General features: G+C 55.1%; 21 protein-coding genes and 1 riboswitch. Of the genes, 10 read left to right on the forward strand and 11 right to left on the reverse strand.

Going from position 1 to position 18,534, the window contains the following annotated elements; translation table 11 throughout:
- Nucleotides 1-60 precede the first annotated feature (60 nt).
- The 5 genes from ACFCTO_RS04450 to ACFCTO_RS04470 form a co-directional block, all read right to left on the reverse strand.
- Nucleotides 61-1,722, reverse strand: a complete 1,662-nt coding sequence (locus tag ACFCTO_RS04450) for a ribonuclease J (protein WP_292261375.1) — start codon at nucleotides 1,720-1,722, stop codon at nucleotides 61-63.
- 205 nt (nucleotides 1,723-1,927) lie between these two features.
- Nucleotides 1,928-2,773: a hypothetical protein gene (locus tag ACFCTO_RS04455; RefSeq protein WP_337465991.1), complete on the reverse strand. Its 846-nt coding sequence runs from the start codon at nucleotides 2,771-2,773 to the stop codon at nucleotides 1,928-1,930.
- On the reverse strand, nucleotides 2,770-3,576 hold the full coding sequence (thiD, locus tag ACFCTO_RS04460; protein ID WP_292261376.1) for a bifunctional hydroxymethylpyrimidine kinase/phosphomethylpyrimidine kinase: 807 nt from the start codon (nucleotides 3,574-3,576) through the stop codon (nucleotides 2,770-2,772). Before thiD ends, ACFCTO_RS04455 begins: the two co-directional genes overlap by 4 nt.
- A gap of 16 nt (nucleotides 3,577-3,592) precedes the next feature.
- A complete protein-coding gene (locus ACFCTO_RS04465) occupies nucleotides 3,593-4,090 on the reverse strand; it encodes a SixA phosphatase family protein (RefSeq protein WP_499876453.1) in 498 nt (165 codons plus the stop codon).
- Nucleotides 4,091-4,117: 27 nt separating this feature from the next.
- Nucleotides 4,118-4,420, reverse strand: coding sequence for an ArsR/SmtB family transcription factor (locus ACFCTO_RS04470; protein WP_020723714.1), 303 nt, complete (start codon nucleotides 4,418-4,420; stop codon nucleotides 4,118-4,120).
- A 254-nt stretch (nucleotides 4,421-4,674) separates the two neighbouring features.
- Between ACFCTO_RS04470 and ACFCTO_RS04475 the strand changes: the two genes are divergently transcribed.
- Nucleotides 4,675-5,199 carry a nitroreductase family protein gene (locus ACFCTO_RS04475; RefSeq protein ID WP_014015691.1) on the forward strand — a complete coding sequence of 175 codons (525 nt, stop codon included), beginning with the start codon at nucleotides 4,675-4,677 and terminating at the stop codon, nucleotides 5,197-5,199.
- 150 nt (nucleotides 5,200-5,349) lie between these two features.
- Here the strand turns inward: ACFCTO_RS04475 and ACFCTO_RS04480 are convergent, their stop codons facing one another.
- Genes ACFCTO_RS04480 through ACFCTO_RS04490 form a run of 3 tightly spaced genes read right to left on the reverse strand, consistent with a single transcriptional unit; the run spans nucleotide 5,350 to nucleotide 7,258 of the window.
- Complete coding sequence (locus ACFCTO_RS04480) at nucleotides 5,350-5,775, reverse strand: Fur family transcriptional regulator (protein WP_292300439.1); 426 nt, start codon at nucleotides 5,773-5,775, stop codon at nucleotides 5,350-5,352.
- Nucleotides 5,772-6,590, reverse strand: coding sequence for a metal ABC transporter permease (locus ACFCTO_RS04485; protein WP_020311664.1), 819 nt, complete (start codon nucleotides 6,588-6,590; stop codon nucleotides 5,772-5,774). Before ACFCTO_RS04485 ends, ACFCTO_RS04480 begins: the two co-directional genes overlap by 4 nt.
- On the reverse strand, nucleotides 6,590-7,258 hold the full coding sequence (locus ACFCTO_RS04490) for a metal ABC transporter ATP-binding protein (RefSeq protein ID WP_292300438.1): 669 nt from the start codon (nucleotides 7,256-7,258) through the stop codon (nucleotides 6,590-6,592). Before ACFCTO_RS04490 ends, ACFCTO_RS04485 begins: the two co-directional genes overlap by 1 nt.
- A 129-nt stretch (nucleotides 7,259-7,387) precedes the next feature.
- On the opposite strand from ACFCTO_RS04490, the gene ACFCTO_RS04495 reads away from it, so the two are divergent.
- The 5 genes from ACFCTO_RS04495 (at nucleotide 7,388) to ACFCTO_RS04515 (ending at nucleotide 12,582) form a co-directional block, all read left to right on the forward strand.
- Entirely contained in the window at nucleotides 7,388-8,314 is a 927-nt protein-coding gene (locus tag ACFCTO_RS04495; protein ID WP_292300437.1) for a metal ABC transporter substrate-binding protein, read from the forward strand.
- A gap of 34 nt (nucleotides 8,315-8,348) precedes the next feature.
- On the forward strand, nucleotides 8,349-9,071 hold the full coding sequence (locus ACFCTO_RS04500; RefSeq protein ID WP_292300436.1) for an HAD family hydrolase: 723 nt from the start codon (nucleotides 8,349-8,351) through the stop codon (nucleotides 9,069-9,071).
- A gap of 252 nt (nucleotides 9,072-9,323) precedes the next feature.
- Nucleotides 9,324-10,670, forward strand: a complete 1,347-nt coding sequence (locus ACFCTO_RS04505; RefSeq protein WP_292300434.1) for an MFS transporter — start codon at nucleotides 9,324-9,326, stop codon at nucleotides 10,668-10,670.
- 16 nt (nucleotides 10,671-10,686) lie between these two features.
- Nucleotides 10,687-11,115, forward strand: coding sequence for a hypothetical protein (locus ACFCTO_RS04510; RefSeq protein ID WP_292262583.1), 429 nt, complete (start codon nucleotides 10,687-10,689; stop codon nucleotides 11,113-11,115).
- A gap of 66 nt (nucleotides 11,116-11,181) precedes the next feature.
- Nucleotides 11,182-12,582 carry an FAD-binding oxidoreductase gene (locus ACFCTO_RS04515; protein ID WP_292262585.1) on the forward strand — a complete coding sequence of 467 codons (1,401 nt, stop codon included), beginning with the start codon at nucleotides 11,182-11,184 and terminating at the stop codon, nucleotides 12,580-12,582.
- A 145-nt stretch (nucleotides 12,583-12,727) separates the two neighbouring features.
- On the opposite strand, the gene ACFCTO_RS04520 is transcribed toward ACFCTO_RS04515, so the two are convergent.
- Nucleotides 12,728-13,867, reverse strand: a complete 1,140-nt coding sequence (locus ACFCTO_RS04520) for an MFS transporter (RefSeq protein ID WP_481324937.1) — start codon at nucleotides 13,865-13,867, stop codon at nucleotides 12,728-12,730.
- Between the two features lie 262 nt (nucleotides 13,868-14,129).
- Nucleotides 14,130-14,228, forward strand: a riboswitch (SAM riboswitch).
- A gap of 89 nt (nucleotides 14,229-14,317) precedes the next feature.
- On the opposite strand from ACFCTO_RS04520, the gene ACFCTO_RS04525 reads away from it, so the two are divergent.
- The 4 genes from ACFCTO_RS04525 to ACFCTO_RS04540 all read left to right on the forward strand — a co-directional run bounded on the left by ACFCTO_RS04525 (nucleotide 14,318) and on the right by ACFCTO_RS04540 (nucleotide 17,584).
- Nucleotides 14,318-15,142 carry a MetQ/NlpA family ABC transporter substrate-binding protein gene (locus ACFCTO_RS04525; RefSeq protein ID WP_036200576.1) on the forward strand — a complete coding sequence of 275 codons (825 nt, stop codon included), beginning with the start codon at nucleotides 14,318-14,320 and terminating at the stop codon, nucleotides 15,140-15,142.
- A 163-nt stretch (nucleotides 15,143-15,305) separates the two neighbouring features.
- Nucleotides 15,306-15,971, forward strand: coding sequence for a 3'-5' exonuclease (locus ACFCTO_RS04530; RefSeq protein WP_418519509.1), 666 nt, complete (start codon nucleotides 15,306-15,308; stop codon nucleotides 15,969-15,971).
- 17 nt (nucleotides 15,972-15,988) lie between these two features.
- Complete coding sequence (locus tag ACFCTO_RS04535; protein ID WP_292299920.1) at nucleotides 15,989-16,966, forward strand: AEC family transporter; 978 nt, start codon at nucleotides 15,989-15,991, stop codon at nucleotides 16,964-16,966.
- 18 nt (nucleotides 16,967-16,984) lie between these two features.
- Nucleotides 16,985-17,584, forward strand: coding sequence for a hypothetical protein (locus tag ACFCTO_RS04540; RefSeq protein WP_292299918.1), 600 nt, complete (start codon nucleotides 16,985-16,987; stop codon nucleotides 17,582-17,584).
- Here the strand turns inward: ACFCTO_RS04540 and ACFCTO_RS04545 are convergent.
- Nucleotides 17,577-18,113 (reverse strand): Gx transporter family protein, encoded by a 537-nt coding sequence (locus ACFCTO_RS04545; RefSeq protein ID WP_020311680.1) that lies wholly within the window; start codon nucleotides 18,111-18,113, stop codon nucleotides 17,577-17,579. The two genes, ACFCTO_RS04540 and ACFCTO_RS04545, sit on opposite strands and share 8 nt — an antisense overlap.
- Nucleotides 18,114-18,121: 8 nt before the next feature.
- Nucleotides 18,122-18,520 carry a NusG domain II-containing protein gene (locus ACFCTO_RS04550; RefSeq protein ID WP_020311681.1) on the reverse strand — a complete coding sequence of 133 codons (399 nt, stop codon included), beginning with the start codon at nucleotides 18,518-18,520 and terminating at the stop codon, nucleotides 18,122-18,124.
- Between the last annotated feature and the right edge of the window lie 14 nt (nucleotides 18,521-18,534).

Below are 18,534 nucleotides of genomic sequence, written 5' to 3' on the forward strand. Positions count from 1 at the left end.
CGGGACTGAGAAACAGCGGAGGCACGAGATGCCTCCGCTGTCACAGTAACAAATATCAAATTATACTTCCATGATAATCGGCAGGATCATCGGACGACGCCGTGTCTTTTCATAGAGATAACGGCTCAGCGTATCGCGGACCTGGGACTTGATGACAGCCCATTCGCGGATATTACCGGCTTCGCAGCGTTCGAGGACGGCGGCGACGCGGTCATGAGCTTCGCGGATCAATTCTTCCGAATCGCGGACATAGACGAAGCCGCGAGAAACGATATCCGGACCGGCCAGGGGATGGCTCGTCCCTTTGGCCAGGGTCATGACGACGATGACGACACCTTCCATAGCCAGCTGCTGGCGGTCGCGGATGACGATGTTGCCGACATCGCCGACGCCGAGACCGTCGACGAAGACGCGGCCTGCATTGACATGGCCTGTCTTATGGCCGGAACGGTTCGAGAATTCAAAGATCTGGCCGTTGTCGCCGATGAGGACGTGGTCCTTGGCAACGCCCATCATGACGGCCAGGTCGCCGTGCGTCTTGAGCATGCGGTATTCGCCGTGGACAGGGATGAAATATTTCGGTTTGATCAGTTCCAGCATGAGCTTCAGTTCTTCCTGGCTGGCATGGCCGGATACGTGGATTTTCTTATCCCGGCCGGCGATGACATTGGCACCGAGGCGCATGAGGTTATCAATGGTGCGGCCGACACCAGTTTCATTGCCCGGGATAGGCGTAGCCGAAATGATGACCGTATCGCCAGGCATGATGCTGACGCTGCGATGGTTGTTGGAAGCCATGCGCGACAGGCCGGCCATGGGTTCGCCCTGGCTGCCCGTCGTCAAGATGAGGATCTGGTCATCGGGATAACGGTTCAGTTCATCCGGTTCGATGAGGACACCTTCGGGAACGTCGAGATAGCCCAGTTCAATGGCAATCTGGACGTTGTTGACCATGCTGCGGCCGAGGACGGTGACTTTGCGCTTGAACTGCACTGCCGTATTGATAGCCTGTTGGATACGGGAAATATTCGAGGCGAATGTCGCCAGGATGATACGGCCTTTTGCAGCGCGGAAAGCCTTGCGGAAAGCATGGCCGACAGTCGTTTCCGATTCGGTGTAGCCCGGCCGTTCGGCATTGGTGCTGTCCGACATGAGCAGCAGGACGCCGCGGCGGCCTAATTCAGCAAATTTATGGATGTCCATCTGACGGCCATCGACCGGCGTCAGGTCCATCTTGAAGTCGCCTGTATGGACAATGGTGCCTACGGGAGTCCGGAAATACAGGGCACTGGCATCCGGGATGGAGTGGTTCGTATGGATGAAGCCGACCTTCATACAGCCGATCTGTACTTCATCACCATGATGCACTTCATTCAGTGTATAATTCGTAATGTGGTTTTCTTTCAGTTTCCCTTCGATGAGGCCGCATACGAGCTTGGTGGCGTATACGGGCACATTTACTTCATTGAGCAAGTAGGACAAACCGCCGATATGGTCTTCATGACCATGGGTGATGACGACGGCCCGTACTTTGTCCCGGTTTTCAATCAAGTAACTCATGTCCGGGATGACGAGGTCGATGCCGAACATGTCGTCATCCGGGAAGGCCAGGCCGGCGTCGATGACGATAATATCATTCCCGTACTGGATGACCGTCATATTCTTGCCGATTTCACCTAAACCACCTAAGGGAATTACCATGAGTTTTTCTTTTTTAGCCAAAATATACCTCCTAAAAATAAATATAGTTGTATCCGTTCCAACCGGAGCCCGGCAGACCAGGCTGCAGGTCTATCCTATATGTAGATATAACGAACAGTAATGGATTTTCTTCCTTCTATCATATTTTCCGTTATTTCCGGGACTCTGTCAATAATCTATCGTCTCTTTTTGTGAAAACTCTTAACTTTTCATAAAAAATTTACATTTATTTTGCCGATTTGATGACTTTTTCCGGCACGGTCAGCTGTGTTCCCTGGGGCAGGGCCGTGCAATCGATGGTCAGGCTGACTTCGCTCATTTTGATGAACGACTGGGCTACGGCCTTGTCGGCGTCACTGCGGCCATATTCATCAACCAGCGTCAGGGCCAGGCTGCGCAGCTGGTCCGTCAAGGGCAGGGAGATGCGGGAAATGCGCTTCGTCGCCGGGTCGATGGTGACAACCGTCGATAAGTCGCCGCACTGCTGCAAGCCCTGGAGGACTTTGGTCATGACGCGGATCTGCTCGGCCGTCATGCCGTTTTTCTTCCACTGAGCCTGGTCGGCCGGATTATAGATATGGGAAGCGTCGAAGACGACGTTGTAATCATTGCCGCCAGCAGCGGTGACTTTTTTCACGCCAGCCAGGACATTGTAGTCCTGACGCAGGTAATCGGCCAAGGGCTTGCTGTCCTTCAAATCATAGCTCTTCTTTTCCCATTCATCGCCATCTTCCTGGTAATAGACGTCGATTTTTTTCCCGTTCTGGACGGCATAGGCTTTCCCTTCAGGGACTTTCTTCATCGTCGTCGCAGCAAAACCCGTTACCTTAGCCTGGGACTGGATGACGAAAGGCCGTTCCTGGACGTCGATATTGTTGACGACGGCCCCTTCGCCGACAAAGGGCATCTTGAGGCCCAGTTTCAGCGTATAAGAGCCCTGAGGATGGGCCGCCATGTTGCGGGCCGCTTCTTCATATGTTGCCTGCGGTGAAGCAGCCAGTGCCATACCGCCGATCGATGCAGCCGCCATGACCAGGCAGCACAGTTTCTTCCAAGAATGTGTCAATCTCATTTTGTCCACCCTGCTTTCTTATATAATTCATAAAAGTGATGAATCGGGCCATGGCCCTTGCCAATGGGTTCAGCATGGGCAATGCCTTCAAAGACGTACTCTTTCGCCGCACCGACTGCGTCTGGCAAACTCAGGCCATTGGCCAGGTTCGAGGCGATGGCGCTCGATAAGGAGCAGCCTGTCCCATGGGTACTCGTGCTTTCCAGGCGTTTCCCCTTATAATAATGAAAATCATGGCCGTCGAAGAGGATATCCGTCGCATCGGCAATGCGATGACCGCCTTTGACCAGGACGGCTTTGGCACCCATGGCAGCAATGGCCTTGGCCGCTTCTTCCATGTCGTGCAGGCTTTCAATGGATTTCCCTGTCAGCACTTCGGCTTCCGGCAGGTTCGGCGTCAAGACATCGGCCATGGGAAGGAGGACTTCCTTCAGCGTCTGTTCGGCTTCCGGTACCAGCAGGCGATGGCCGCTGGTAGCGACCATGACCGGATCGATGACGATATACGGCGGCTGGTATTGTTTCAATTTATCGGCGATGACGCGGATCGTTTCAGGTACACTGACCATGCCGATTTTGACGGCGTCGACGTCGATATCTTCAAATACCGCATCGATCTGCGAAGCAATGAGGTCCGGCGTGACGTCCATATAACCGCGCACGCCCTGGGTGTTCTGGGAAACGACGGCCGTAATAACATTCAAGGCAAAGCAGCCGTGGGCACAAAAAGTCTTGCAATCCGCAGCGGCACCGGCTCCGCCAGAAGGATCCGTCCCGGCAATGGATAATACATGTTTCATCATGAGTACAACCTCCAATTTATTCTTTATAAGAAGGTCCCAAAAATTTCAAGGCCTTCGGATGGACATAGAAAAGCAGCGATGCCGAACCGATGCGGCCGCCGTGGACGTCGAAGTCGAACATGGCCATGCTGCCCGTCTTGAAGTCGACAGCCGTCCCCGTCCAGGCCTGAGCCCAGCGGTCGAGGAACGGCGAATGGCCGATGATGCACACGACATCAGCTGTTTCCCGGCTCAAAATCTCGTCGTATACGGCGACTAAGTCACCGGAAGCGATGGCTTTATGCGTATGGAACTGCTCAATAGGCAGATGCTTTTCTAAATAAGCGGCTGTCTGACACGTCCGCACGTATGGGCTGACCCACAGGGCCGTTTTCCCCGACGGCCACCATGACGAGGCCCATTTCGCCATGGACGAAGCCTGATTACACCCTTTTTCAGTCAGTTCACGCAGTTTATCCGGCTGATGCAGATCAAAAGGCTGGGCCTTTCCGTGACGCATTAAACAAACATACATAAACTACTCCCCCTTTATGTGCCCCTTTTATTCGGCAACATGCTCCAGGCCGACGTCGAGCAGCGTAAAGACATGGGCATCGGCCAGCGAATAGTATACGGTCTTGCCGTCCCGGCGGAACTGGACCAGCCGGGCATCGCGCAGGATGCGCAGCTGATGGGACACAGCAGACTGGCCCATACCGAGTTCATCGGCAATATCCCGGACGCAGACTTCCTGATTCATGAGGACGCGCAATATGCGCAGCCGTGTCGGATCGCCGAGGACTTTGAAGACATCGGCCAAAGGCTGGATATATTGTTGTGAAAGTTCCGGTGCTCGTCGTTTCAATGCAATCGCTCCTAATGCGGTTTATCACTGTCTGTCTTAATCGTTTTATTATAGCACACTTTCCACATATACTGCTAGAGGCGTTACAAATAAGGCCCGCACAGGGTACAGACAAGGTAAATGAATTATAAAGGAATTATAAAAAGTCCTAAAAAGGCGTGAAATGTCCTGGCAAAAGCCTTTCCTCTAAATCAAAAATACCCTATAATGATAACAAAATCGCAACAAAATACTTTTACTTAGGAGTGAATGTCATGAATGAAACCATCCATACCCTCATCACGCGGCGCAGCGTCCGCAAGTACAAAAAGGCCCAGATCAGCGATGAAGACTTGTATCTGATTCTCCAGGCCGGCACCTATGCAGCCAGCGGTCATGGCCTGCAGCCCTGTACCATCGTCGTCATCCAGGACACGGATACCCTGGCCCGCCTGAGCGCTCTCAACGCCAAAATCATGGGCACGACGAGTGACCCCATGTACGGCGCCCCGACGGTCCTCCTGGTCCTGGCCGACATGGAAAAATCCCCCAACGCCTGGTCCGACGGCTGCCTCATCCTGGGCAATCTCATGAATGCCGCCGCTTCCCTGCACCTCGGCTCGTGCTGGATCAACCGGGCCAAAGAAGAATTTGAAACGCCCGAAGGGAAAGCCCTCCTCAAAGAATGGGGCCTGCCGGAACACCTCGTCGGCGTCGGCCACTGCATCGTCGGCTACGGCGACGGCCCGGAACCGGCCGCAGCCCCGCGGAAACCGGATTTCATTAAATTTGTTAAGTAAATAGTGGCTCGTAGGGGCGCCCCGTGGGGCGCCCGCAGGCCGAAGGCTGCGCAAAAAGAGGCTGTCGCATGACGACAGCCTCTTTTAAGTGGTTAGGGGCTAGGGGTTAGGGGCTAGTGGCTGACCGCTGACTGCTAACTGCTAACACCACTATCTCCCCTTCTTACATTCCGGGCAATAGCCGTAGAGTTCCAGGTTGTGGCCGACGATGTCGAACTGTGTCTTTTGGGCCACTTCTTTTTCATAGTCGCTGAGCGGACAATGAGCTAGATCCACGACTTTATGGCATTGTAAACAGATGAGCCTGTGTGTATGGCCGGAACGGCGGAGGGAAAAGCCGTATTTCCCTTCATCGGGGAGGAATATCTTTTCTGTCAGTTTACGCTCTGTAAACATTTCCAGGATGCGGTACACTGTGGAAAAATTGACTTTACATCCTTGTTCCAACAGGGCTGCATAGACGGTTTCGACGGTCACGACACTGGTTTCCCGGCTCAGGATATCCAGGACGCCATTGCGGGCCTTGGTACTCTTCAGGCCATGTTCGCGTAAACAGGCTTTATAATCGTCATTCATGGACGGCGCCTCTTTTCTTGCAGGGAAAAGACACATTCTTTATAGGCAATGACCAGAAGCAGCATGGCAACTGACGTCAAGGCCGTGACGCCGCCAGGGGCCGCATCGATGTAGTACGACAGCAGCAGGCCCGACAGGATGTCGATGAAGCTGAAGACGACGGAGTAAATGAGGGTCCGCCGGAAGCCTTTGCGCAGCTGCAGGGCCGTCGCCACGGGCAGGGCGATGAGGGAGCTGATGACCAGGATGCCGACGATGCGGATAGAAACGGAAATCGTCGCCGCTACCAGGACGGCAAAGATATAGTTGATGAGCTTGCTGCGGACACCGGCAATCTGCGCCCCGTCTTCATCAAAGGTCAGCATGACCAGCTGAGGATAGAGTCTGGCAATGACGGCCAGGGAGATGACGCTAAGGGCGACGACGGAGTAGACATCGCCCGTCGACACGGTGAGGATACTGCCGAACAAGAAGGATTCGACATTCGTGTGGACCAGGCCGGCACTGATGATGGTAATGGCAATGCCCACGGAGAGAGATAAGATGATGACCAGGATGAGCTCGGCATAACGGCGGAAGCGGCGTCGCAGGACTTCGATGAGGATGCCGAAGAAACTGGTCAGGCCAAAGGCGCTGAGGACGGGGTTCCAGTCAAAGAGGAGACCCACAGCCACGCCGGCCAGGGACGCATGGGACAAGGCGTCGCCAATCATGGAATAGCGGCGCAGGACCAGGAACATGCCGATGAGCGGGCAGACGATAGAAATGAGCAGGGCTACGATAAAAGCATTCTGCATAAAGGCATATTCAAACATTACTTATCCCCTCCCATCGTGGCTGATACGTATTCATCGAGATAGGCCTTGGGCGAGCAGAAATGGCCGCGGCCGCCGACGACGTGGAACATCTTCGTCGAATTGCGGACAGCGAATTTCAGATTGTGTTCGACCGTAATGACCGTGACGCCTTTATTTTCATTTAAATCCTTGATAAACGGGTAGAGCTCTTCCTGACTGCGCACATCGATCCCCGTCGACGGTTCATCGAAGATGAGCAGGTCCGGATGGCCCATGAGGGCCCGGGCGATGAGGACCTTCTGGCACTGGCCGCCGGACAGGTTGCCGATGAGCTGGTCCTTCAGGGAATAGACATTCATCTGTTCCAGGCAGTCCCGGATGATTTCTTTATGCTTCAAGTGCAGGACCTGGCGGTAACAGTTGAGGACTTCCCAGACCGTAATCGGGAACTGGCTGTTCAGCGTCTCGAAGCGCTGGGGCACATAGGCCCGATGGCGATAGGTATTGGAAATGGCCCCCCGGCTCGGCGACAACAGGCCCAGGATGAGTTTGATGAGCGTACTCTTGCCGCTGCCGTTTTCACCGACGACGGAAATATAGTCGCCGTCGCGGATGGTCATGTTGACATCTTCTAACAGGTACTGACCGTGTTCATAGGCGAAATAAACGTGCTGTAAATCAATCATAGCTTGCCTCCCTTGTCGTAATCTCGAGACCTTATTATAGCCCTGCGCAAACGAAAATGCAAGGCATTTGCAAATAATTGACAAAAAAAGGCGCCCGTGATACGATGGACGCCATAGGAGGTCTTATCAATGTTGTTACATACCCTCAACCGCCTGGCCCGTTACGGCATGGTCCTGGCGGCCTGCTTATGCATCATCGGCCTGGCTGGCTGTGGTCCCGCCGCTGATGTCCCCGATGACGGGAAATTAAAAGTCGCTGTCACTTTCGACGCCCTGAAAGAGTTCACTCAAGCCGTAGGCGGTGATAAAGTCGATGTTTACACCCTCATCCCCGATGGGACAGAGCCCCATGAATTCCAACCGACGACGCAGACTATTAAACATCTCGGTAAATCTCAGCTCTTCGTTTACAGCGGCCTGGGCATGGAACCGTGGGCACCCAAAGTCGTTGAAGCAGCCAAGAATACATCCCTCCATACGGTCAATGCCTCGCAAGGCGTCACGCCCATCGCCCTGACCGATGAGGAAGATGTCAAAGAACACGGCGCTTATGACCCGCACATCTGGCTGAGCCTGGTAAACGCCCAAATCGAAGTATCTAACATCGCCGCCGCCCTGGCTGAAGCCGACCCGGCCAACGCCGACTATTACCGCAACAATGCGGCGAATTACAAAAAACAGCTCCAAGCCCTGCAAGACGAATATGCCCGCAAATTCGCCAGCGTTTCCCGCAAGGATTTCGTCACCGGCCACGCTGCCTTTGCCTACCTCTGCCGCGACTTCGGCCTGACCCAGCACAGCGTCGAATCCGTCTTTTCCAGCGGCGAACCCAGTGCCCGCCAGCTGGCCCGCCTGGCCGACTATTGCCGGGCCAACGACGTGCGGACCATCTTCGTCGAAGACATGGTCAGCCCGAAGACGTCAGAAACCCTGGCCCGTGAAGTCGGTGCCCGCGTCGAAACGATCCATACCATCGAAACGAGCGAAGATGACGAATCCTACCTGGACCGCATGCGCGACAACCTGGAAAAGATTTATGCCAGCAGCCTGCGCTAAAATGGCAAAAAATAAAGTAACCATGGAGAAGAATATGAAACATAAAACATATAAAGCCGCAATTTTTGATATGGACGGTACCGTCCTCAATACCCTGGAAGACCTGACCAGCGCCTTGAACCACGTCTTAGCCGAAACAGGTCACGACCATGCCTATGGGACAGCCCAGGTCCGCCAATTCTTCGGCAGCGGCGTCCAAGTGGCCATTACCCGCGCCTTGGCCATTGAAAAGGGGATTGCCTCTTACGAACAGCTGGAATACGTCGGCCAGGACGGCGATACGATTACACCGCGTGTCGATGCCCAGGAAGTCCGCCGCATCCAGGACATCTTCCGTCCCTACTATGCCGCCCACTGCGCCATCCAGACGGGAGAATACACCGGCATCAGCCAGCTCCTCCGCCAGCTCCGGGGCGCCGGCATCCAGACGGCCGTCGTCTCCAATAAACCCGATCCGGCCGTACAGAAACTGACAGACGACTACTTCCAGGGTCTCTTCGATCTCTCCCTGGGCGAACAGCCCCAGATACGGCGAAAACCTGCACCGGACATGGTCCTCAAAGCCTTGAAAGACTTAGGACTCACGCCGGAACAGGCCGTTTACATCGGAGATTCCGAAATCGACATCCAGACCGCCAAAAACGCAGGCCTGGACTGCATCAGCGTCACCTGGGGCTTTCGTTCCAAAACCTTCTTAGAAAAACACGGTGCCCGCTTCCTCGTCGATACGCCGGAAGAAATTGCCAGGTTCTTTTAAAGGCCGCAGGCCGCAGTTCGCAAACTGCAGGCCGCAAAGGTCGTTACTCTTCTTCATAATCATGAGTCAAGCCACTTTTCCTTTAAGTCCTAAATCCATAAAAACCATAAAATTGAGAAGAGTCCCTTTATGTTCCCTCATAAAATGTGAAATCCACCTCATTATTCGCTCATATTTTTGTAAATCCACAGGTCCTGCTACTTGGTTATCTGTTATAATAGACGTATGATACTGACTTTGTGAGGTGCGGATATGTCGACGGAAAAACGGATTTTTTACTCGATTTGCCTGATTAGTTTTGTCGGGCCTTTTCTTTCTACGTCCATCAATATCGCCATCCCCGTCATGGCCGGCCAGTTCGGCGTCACGCCGGACCGCATGAGCTGGGTCGTGACGATTTTCCTGATGACGACAGCGGCCTTTCTCCTGCCCTTGGGCAAGGTGTCCGACGTCCATGGCCGGCGGCGGACGTATTCCCTTTCGCTGGTGGTCTTCGCCATGGCTACGGCAGCGGCGGCCTTTGCCCAGACCCTGACCGGTCTCATCGTCTTGCGGGCCATCCAGGGCATCGCCCTGTCCGGCGTCTACGTATCTTACATGCCCTTGCTCCTGGCCACGACTGATGAAGCCCATCAGGGCCATATCCTCGGCCGGGCCGTTGCCCTGACCTATCTCGGCCTGTCCCTGGGGCCGGTCATCGGCGGGGCCCTAACCCAGTTCGTCGGCTGGCGCTGCATCTTTCTATTGTCAGCCCTGGCCATCGTCCTGTCTTATGCCTTCATCCGGCCCATCAAAGAAGAATGGTATGCCAACGGCGCGCCTTTCGTCAACCTGGTCAGTTCAGCCTTATCGGTCAGTGGGATTCTCTGCGCACTTTATGGCCTGTCGTCCTTTGAAAAATACAGTGCCTTTTTCTGGACTGGTATTGTCCTGCTCATCGTCTTCGTCATCCACGAAGGGAAATCATTCCATCCCCTGCTGCCGCTTTACTTGTTCCGCAACCTGACTTTTTCCATGTCCAACCTGGCTGCCCTCATCCAGTACAGCTCCACGTATGCCGTGTCCTTCCTGTTATCCCTCTATTTCCAGGTCATCCTCGGCCTGCCGCCGGCTGTATCCGGAGCCATTCTCCTAGTCCAGCCCATCATCATGGCCTTCTTGTCGCCCCGGGCCGGCGACTTGTCGGATAAATATGGCCCACGGGGCATTGCCTCTATAGGCCTCGTCCTGACGGCCCTGGGGCTGACGGCATTCGCCCTGTTCCCGCACATCCCCGTCAGCGGCGCCGCCGCATTCCTGGTCTTCATCGGCCTGGGCGCAGCCCTGTTCGGCGCGCCCAACAACAGCGCCATCATGGGGTCGGTCAAAAAGATGCATCACGGCATCGCTTCGAGCATCCTGGCCTTATCGCGCAACCTCGGCCAGGCCCTGAGCATGGCCGTCGTCACCTTCATCATGACGACAGAGACGGCCAAACAGCCGTCTTATGCGGATGGCGTCGTAGCCGCCCTGCACGCTTCGTTCGTCATCTTGGCCGTCCTCTGTTTCCTCGCCGTCGCGGCCTCGCTGGCCCGCGGCACAAGTCCCAAAAAAGTGTAAATTAGGAGGTATTTCCATGAAAAAACAACTCATCGCAGCCGTTACGGTTGCATCGCTCCTCGGCTTTGCCGGTGGCACGGCCGTCCAGGCCTTCAACCTCGGCTCTATCCTGAAAGTCGGCGGCATTTCCGTCCTCGTTTCCAAATACGGTGATTCCATCAATGATTTCCTCAACAAACTGCTCATGAAGAACGGCGTCGGCACGGATTACGCGACGAAAGTCGTCCCCATCGTCAGTGTCGGTACGGGTAAATATATCGGCGCCGTCCAGGTCATCGGCCCATCGGCACAGGTCGAAAAGGTCAAGGCCGTGGCTCAGCTGGAAGGGGAATTCAACGGCATCGCCCGGGCCAATGCCCTCATCCCAATGGCGACGACGAATGTCACCAACCTCAACCGCGTCCAGGGCGTCGGCGTCTCGGCAACAATCGATTTCAAGTTCTGATGCCTTCCCTAAGCAAAGCGGGCGTGGTAAAATAAGACAACCGATTTTTATAAGGAGGCCCTTCGCTTGAAAACTTATCAGCCTATTACGGCAGAAATCATTGAAAAATTAAAGGCCATTACCGGTCCGACTTATGTCAAGACCGATAAAGACCTGCTCTTACAGTATCAGACAGACTATGAAACCAATCCGGCCATGTTCCATCTCCCGGAAGCAGCCGTATCGCCGGCCAATGCCCAAGAAATCTCGGACATCGTCAAATTGGCCAATGAATACGACTTCCCCATTACCGTCCGCAGCGGCGGCACCAGCCTGGCCGACGGTGCCATCCCTGTCTGCGGCGGCCTGGTCCTCTGCATGGACCGTCTCAACAAGATCATCGAACTGAATGAAGAAGGCATGTACATGACCGTCGAAGCCGGCGTCCGCACGGTAGACTTGCAGAACGCCGCCAAAAAAGTCGGCCTCATGTATGCCGGCGACCCGTCCAGCGCCGAAAGCTGCCTCATCGGCGGCAACCTGGCCACCAATGCCGGCGGCCTGCGCGCCGTCCGCTACGGCGTCACCCGCGACCAGGTCTACTGCCTGGAAATCGTCACGCCTACAGGGGATATCGTCGAATGCGGCCGCATCCTCAAGAAATGCTCTACCGGCTACGACCTGGAACAGCTCATCATCGGCAGTGAAGGGACGCTGGGCATCATCACCAAAGTCACAGTCAAGCTCATCCCCCTGCCGCCGTACCGCTTCGACGTCCTGGCCATCTACACGGACCCGCGCCAGGCCCTGCACATGGTGCCGAAGCTGATGAAAGCCGGCATCGACCCGACCAGCGTCGAATACATGGACAATTCCTACGTCCGCGGCTGCGCTGACTACTGCCATTACAAGGACATGCCGCACTACGACGACGGCATTTACGTCATCATCACCGTCGAAACGTTCCACGAAGACGAATTGGACACCAAGATGGACGCTGTCTGCACGATCTGTGAAGAATCGGGCGCTGCCGAAGTCCTGGAAGCTGACGACCGCGTCTGGAATATGCGCCGTAACTGCCAGACGTCCGTCGAACTCCAGAGCAAGGTCTTCCTCACGGACGACGTCGTCGTTCCGGTACATAAAATTGCCGGGACCATTGAAAAAATCATGGACATCGGTAAGAACTATCCCTTTGAAGTCAAGATCAACGCCCATATCGGCGACGGCAACCTGCACATCGTCCTCTGCAAGATGGATATGAGCGACGAAGAATGGGAAAAGAACGTCGAAGAATTCCACCAGCAGGTCTACGCCTATGCCTACAGCGTCGGCGGCCGCCTGGCCGGTGAACACGGCATCGGTGCCAAGAAACTGAAATATATGGAACAGTTCACGCCAAAAGGCGAACTGAAAATCATGAAGACCATCAAGCGGGCCATGGACCCGAAAGACATCCTCAACCCGGGGAAAGTGATTGATGCGTAAAAAAAGCGGCTGTCGCATATGCGACAGCCGCTTTTTGAGTGGTTAGGGGTTAGGGGCTAGGGGTTAGTAGGGGCGCCCACGTGGGGCGCCCGTTTACGCAAGTCGGTCACGGGATTCTTACACATCCCCGACTACAAACTACAAACTATTTCCCCCGCAAGAGCCGCATGGCCATGATGGACATGATGATCAGGAGGGCCGTGACTAAGGCGAAGGAGGCGGTCAGGCTGAAGGCCCGGCCGATGAAGCCCAGTACGGCCGGTGCCAGGAGGATGCCGACGTAGCCAATGGTGCTGACGGCAGCGACGGCATCGGCGACGGGCATGTCTTTCTGCGTCCCCAAAGAGGAATAAAAGATCGGCACGGTATTGGCACAGCCGACGCCGATGAGGATGTACGATGCAAACAGGAAGGGGCCGCCGCTGATGAGCAGGATGCCCAGGAAGCCGGCAAAGGCGACGGGCAGGGACAGGGCCAGCAGCCGCCGCGGCCCGAAATGCATGGTCAGGGAGTCACCGGGCAGGCGGGCCAGGAAGGCCGACGCCGTAAACAGGGTCAGGCCCAAGCCGGATTGGGAAATGTCGATGCCCTTTTCCGTCGTCATGAAGACGCCGCTCCAATCGTTGATAGAACCTTCTACCAGGAAGGCAATGGTGCAGACCAGGCCGATGAGGACGATTTTCCCCTTGGGCAGGACCAGGGAAGCGCCCTTGCCGGATGCCTGCCGTTCCCCATGGAGATGGGGCGCAAAGAAGCAGACGCAGAGGCCGATGAAGACGGCGCCGGCAATCATGACGATTTTCCAGTAAAAGCCTAGGTGGAGCAGGGAAGCAAAAAAGGCAGCGCCGGCGAGATTCCCCAGGGACCACATGGCCTGCAGGCCGGACATGAGGCGCTTGTGAACTTTCCGTTCAATGAAGATACCGTTGATGTTGACGACGACGTCGAGCAGTCCCAGGAACGAACCGAGGAGGACGGCCATAACCAAGGCCGCTGCATAAGCCGGCACATAACAGAGAACGTTCAGGACGACGGCAATGGCTAGGCCGGCGATGGTCAAAGAACGGCGGCAGCCCAGGCGCCCGGCAATGGAACCGGCCAGCATCATCATGATCAGGGCGCCTAAGCCGACGGCCAATAAGAGGAACCCCAGGTGGTCGTCCTGAATCTGCAGCTGCTGCCTCAGGAAGGGAATGAGCGATGCCCACGACGTAAAACCGAAACCGCCGAGGAAGTAAAAGGCTTTGGCACTATAAATCTGCCAAAGGATATCTCGTTTATTCATCAATTTCTGTCACCTCACACTAAAAAAAGCCGGACAAGAAACCACCCTGTCCTGCATCTTTATCGAAAGACGCGTTTACGTACGCGCCCTTCCTCCGCTGCAGGACTGAAGTGACATCTTATCCGGCTTTATACTATACGAGCATAAGCCTCCGATGAGCGGTATTATTATAACATAAAAAGAAATTTTCCTCAAGGAGCACAATATTTCTTGACAGATTCTCTTCCAGGTGATAATATGTACACCAACAACCATACATTGTCTTTCATCAAGAGCAGTCGAGGGAATGGCCCGATGACGCTGCGGCAACCCCCTATCGGGATAGGTGCCAAGTCCAGCGGTGTATACCGGCAGATGAACGAATCGCAAATTGAGCCGTCATCTGTATGACGGCTTTTCTTTTTGACCGGCAAGCCCTTATTATCCGTTATCCAGAAAGGAAATGATTACATGAACGCAACAGTAAAAAAACTCTTCGCCGCCGTTCTCATCACGACGACGTGCCTCTTTGCCGCCGGCTGCGGTTCGTCTTCCAATTCCGGTGCTTCCGGTGACAAAAAAGAAATCAAGATGGGCGTCACTGCCGGTCCTCATGCCGAAGTCATGGAAGAAGTCGCTAAAGAAGCAGCTAAACAGGGCATTACTATCAAAGTCGTCGAATTCAACGACTACGTCCAGCCGAACAAGGCCCTGGCCGAAGGCGACCTGGATATGAACTCCATGCAGCATCAGCCGTACATGGACAACGTCGTCAAGAAACAAGGCCTGAAGATCACCTCCATCGGCAAGACCATTATCCTGCCCATGGCCGTTTACTCCCATAAATTCAAAGACATCAAAGACGTCACGGACGGCGCCAAAGTCACCATCCCGAACGACCCGACCAACGGTGCCCGCGCCCTGCTCCTGCTCCAGCAGGCCGGCCTGATTAAATTGAAAAACGGCAACTCCGTCGACGCTTCGGTAACAGATATCACCGAAAATCCCAAGAACCTCCAGTTCGTCGAACTCGACGCCGCTCAGATTCCCCGCTCCCTCGACGATACGGACCTGGCCTGCGTCAACACCAACTACGCTATCCCGGCCGGCCTGAACCCGCAGAAAGATTCGATCCTCGTCGAATCGAAGGATTCGCCGTATGCCAACGTCATGGCAGTCCGTCAGGGCGACGAAAACAACGAAACATACAAGAAAGTCTTGGCAATCTACCAGTCTGAACCGATCAAGAAATTCATTGAAGAACACTTCCAGGGAACCATCCTGCCGGCGTTTTAGCAGCGAGTAGTTAGTGGTTAGTGGCTAGTGGCTAGTGGTTCGTAGGGGCCGCCCAAAGGGCGGCCCGCCTGAATCCTCTAAAAAGGGCTTGTCGCACGTGCGATAAGCCCTTTACTTATGGTATAATAATGGTTGTCATCAGATTCAGAAAGGAGACACTCTCATGAAAGCCGTATTTGTCGATTTCGAGATGAACCCTATCGGCCGGGACCAGAAGGAAGCGCGCCGCATCTGCAAAGGAGAAATCATCGAAATCGGTGCTGTCAAAATAGACGAAGACGGGAATGAAATCTCGTCGTATAAGGAATATGTGCTGCCCGAATATACGACAGCCATGAATCAGACCTGTCAGGAATTGACAGGTATCACCATGGAAATGCTGGCCGGGAAACCCCATTTCCGCCAGGCCTTCGACCATTTCCTGACCTGGTGCAACGAAGGCTGCCCCAATGCCTACGAAATGTTCGCCTGGAGTGAAAATGACTGGCGCCAGCTGGACTGCGAACTCCGCCTCAAAGAAATCGACGAGCACGACGACCGCGTCCGCTGGATGCTCGACCACTGGCAGAACTTCCAGCAGATTTACTGCAACCTCCTGGGCCTGGATAACGTCATTTCCCTGGACAAGGCCATCAGCACCCTGGGAGAAACCTTCGACGGCCAGATGCACGACGCCCTCTGGGATGCCCGCAACACGTCCAAGCTCTACGTCTTATCGAAGAAAAAAGAAGAATTCCGCGATATCATGCAGCCTATCATCGACGCCACCAAGCCGGCAGAACCGCTGACGTTCTCCCTGGCCGACGCCTTCCGCGCTGCCCGCAAGTAAAGGGAGGGAATCCGGCCATGGAAGATACGACACTCCGGATGGTTTATATTTTCACAGACATCATCCTGCCCATGATTGCCGGATATGTCACCAAAAGGCGGAGCTGGCTGACGCCGGACCAGTCGAATTGGCTCATCCGCTTCAACATCATCGTCATCATGACGTCCCTGACCCTGCTCAGCTTCTGGGTCCTGCCCATGCGGACGGACTTGCTCAGCCTGCCTTTCTTCGCTTTTTTCAACGGCCTCCTGCCGCTGGCCGTCGTCCTCTTGCTGGGACGGCAGCGCAAATTCTCGTCCTTCGTCGACCGAGGCAGTTACCTCATCGCCGCCATTCCGGCCAACACGGGGATGCTCGGCGGCCTGTGCAGCTACATTCTCTACGGGGAAATGTCCTATGCCTACGTCCAGATTATCGGCGTCTTCCAGAACCTGCTCATGTTCTTCGTCCTCTTCCCCATGGGCTACTACTACCAGCACGGCGGCAAGGACCGCAATTTCTTTGTCTTTTTCAAGGATAATTGGAAATCGATCTTCATCAACTGGAACCAGTTGTCCGTCGTAGCCCTGGTCATCGGCACGGCCTTACACGCCGCCGGCATCCCCAGGCCCGCTGCGGGGACGACGATTTTCCAGGCCCTGATCCACGTCAGCGCCTGGGTAGCCCTCATCCCCGTCGGCTACCTCATCGACTTTTCCCACTTCAAGGACTATGCCCGCCAGACGCTGGACCTCATTCCCATCAAGATGGTCCTGACGCCGCTGGCATCGTATTTCCTGGCCTTGTGCTTCACGTCGGACCCGGTGCTCCTGGGGACGATTGTCATCGTCATGGCTACGCCCTGTGCCATCAACGCCCTGATTACGGAGCGCCTTTACGACTTGAACGTCAATCTGGCCATGGCGCCCTTCATTACGACACAGCTCTTATATATACTTATTCTATATCCCGCTTTTTACCTGCTCGTATCCTGGGGATACCTGCCTTTCAAATAACTTTCGCGAGGTGCACTCATGACTCATACCCGAATCCGTTCCTTCTGTCTGGCCTTATGCCTGCTCATCCTTACCCTGAGCCTGACGGCCTGCTATACGATTACCCTCAAAGAACGCCGCGTCGACGGCATGGGCTCGGCCATTTCCCTGAAACTGCCGGGAAATCTCCAGAAGCTCGACTTCCCCGTCCCCGTAGACCCGCTGACCCAGCGGTACTTCAAGGGCAGCCGCCTGTACGGTGAAATGGACGGCGGCCTGTACATCGCCATCTATACCAACAGCATCGACACGCAGCAGATGTACGACGACCTGCACATCAGCCAGGGCCAGGCCATCAGCCAGCGCCTCAACCAGACGGCCGAAGCCGCAGCCGGCGCCGTATTATCGAAAATCGACGCCCAGAACGTCTCGGTCAGCCAGGACACGACGACGGTCAGCGGTCAGCACGCCGTCGTCCAGACCTTTACCTTCACGTATCAGGATAAATCCATGAAGGCCCGCCTCATCGGCTTTGCCGACGGCCCGGCGACGTGGATCGTCGTCGTAGCCTGCGACGGCAGCAAAGAAGATAAGGTAAAGCTCGCTGACGAAGTACTCGACTCCATCCGAATCAATTAATCGCCTGATTTTCCTCTTGCATGCGCCGGTAAATGGGCAGCCGCTTCAAATGGCGCAAGGTGAAGATAGCCGTAATGCCGATGAGGATGCCCGTTCCCGTGCCGGCGACGGCCAGGATCGGCAGGTAGAGCATGATCTTGATATTCTCTACGACCAAAGAGGCCACGATGACCTGGCCCAGGTTGTGGAAAATACCGCCAGCCGTGCTGACACCGATGATAGAGAATTTCCCCGTCTTCTGCAGGACCATCATGGCACCCAGGCTGAAAGCCGCCCCGGCGACGCTGTACAAGAAAGCGTTGATGCCGCCGCCAAAGGCCGTGGCCAGGATGATGCGCACGAGCAGGATGAGGCAGACGTCGCGCTTACGCGGCAGGGCATAGAGGGCGATGACCGTAATCAGATTGGCCAGCCCCAGTTTCGCCCCTGGCGCGATGAAGGGCACGGGCAGCATCCCTTCGACGACATATAAGACCAGGGACTGGGCGATGAACAGGCCCAGGATAATAATGTGAAATGTCTTTTTCATAAGTACCTCTAATGGGCCGGAATGACATCGGGTTCGTCATCGCCGGCGGACTTCACTTCGACCAGCACCTTGTGCGGCAGGCAGACGACAGTCGCACCGGGCTTGCTGACAAAGCCTTCACTGATACAGATTTTATCGGGACAATCGGCTTCGGTAATGCCGACGCTCTCGTCCTGGATGACCACGAGGTTATAGCCCTCCTCGGTCTGGATAGGGATGACATCGGTCCCATGGTGGCCCGACAAGGGAACTTCTTTATAGACCTTGCCGTCGACCTGGATGACCGCATACGTCCGGCTCACAGACGCATCGTTACCGGTCAGGTAAAAGATGCCTTCCGGGATGAAAGATAAGACGAGCAGCGTAATGATGAGGACGATGTCCCCTTTTTTGATGATATGTTTCATAGGATTTCCATATT

The organism is Megasphaera indica (assembly GCF_046614755.1).
In the GTDB taxonomy this organism is placed as follows: domain Bacteria; phylum Bacillota; class Negativicutes; order Veillonellales; family Megasphaeraceae; genus Megasphaera; species Megasphaera intestinihominis.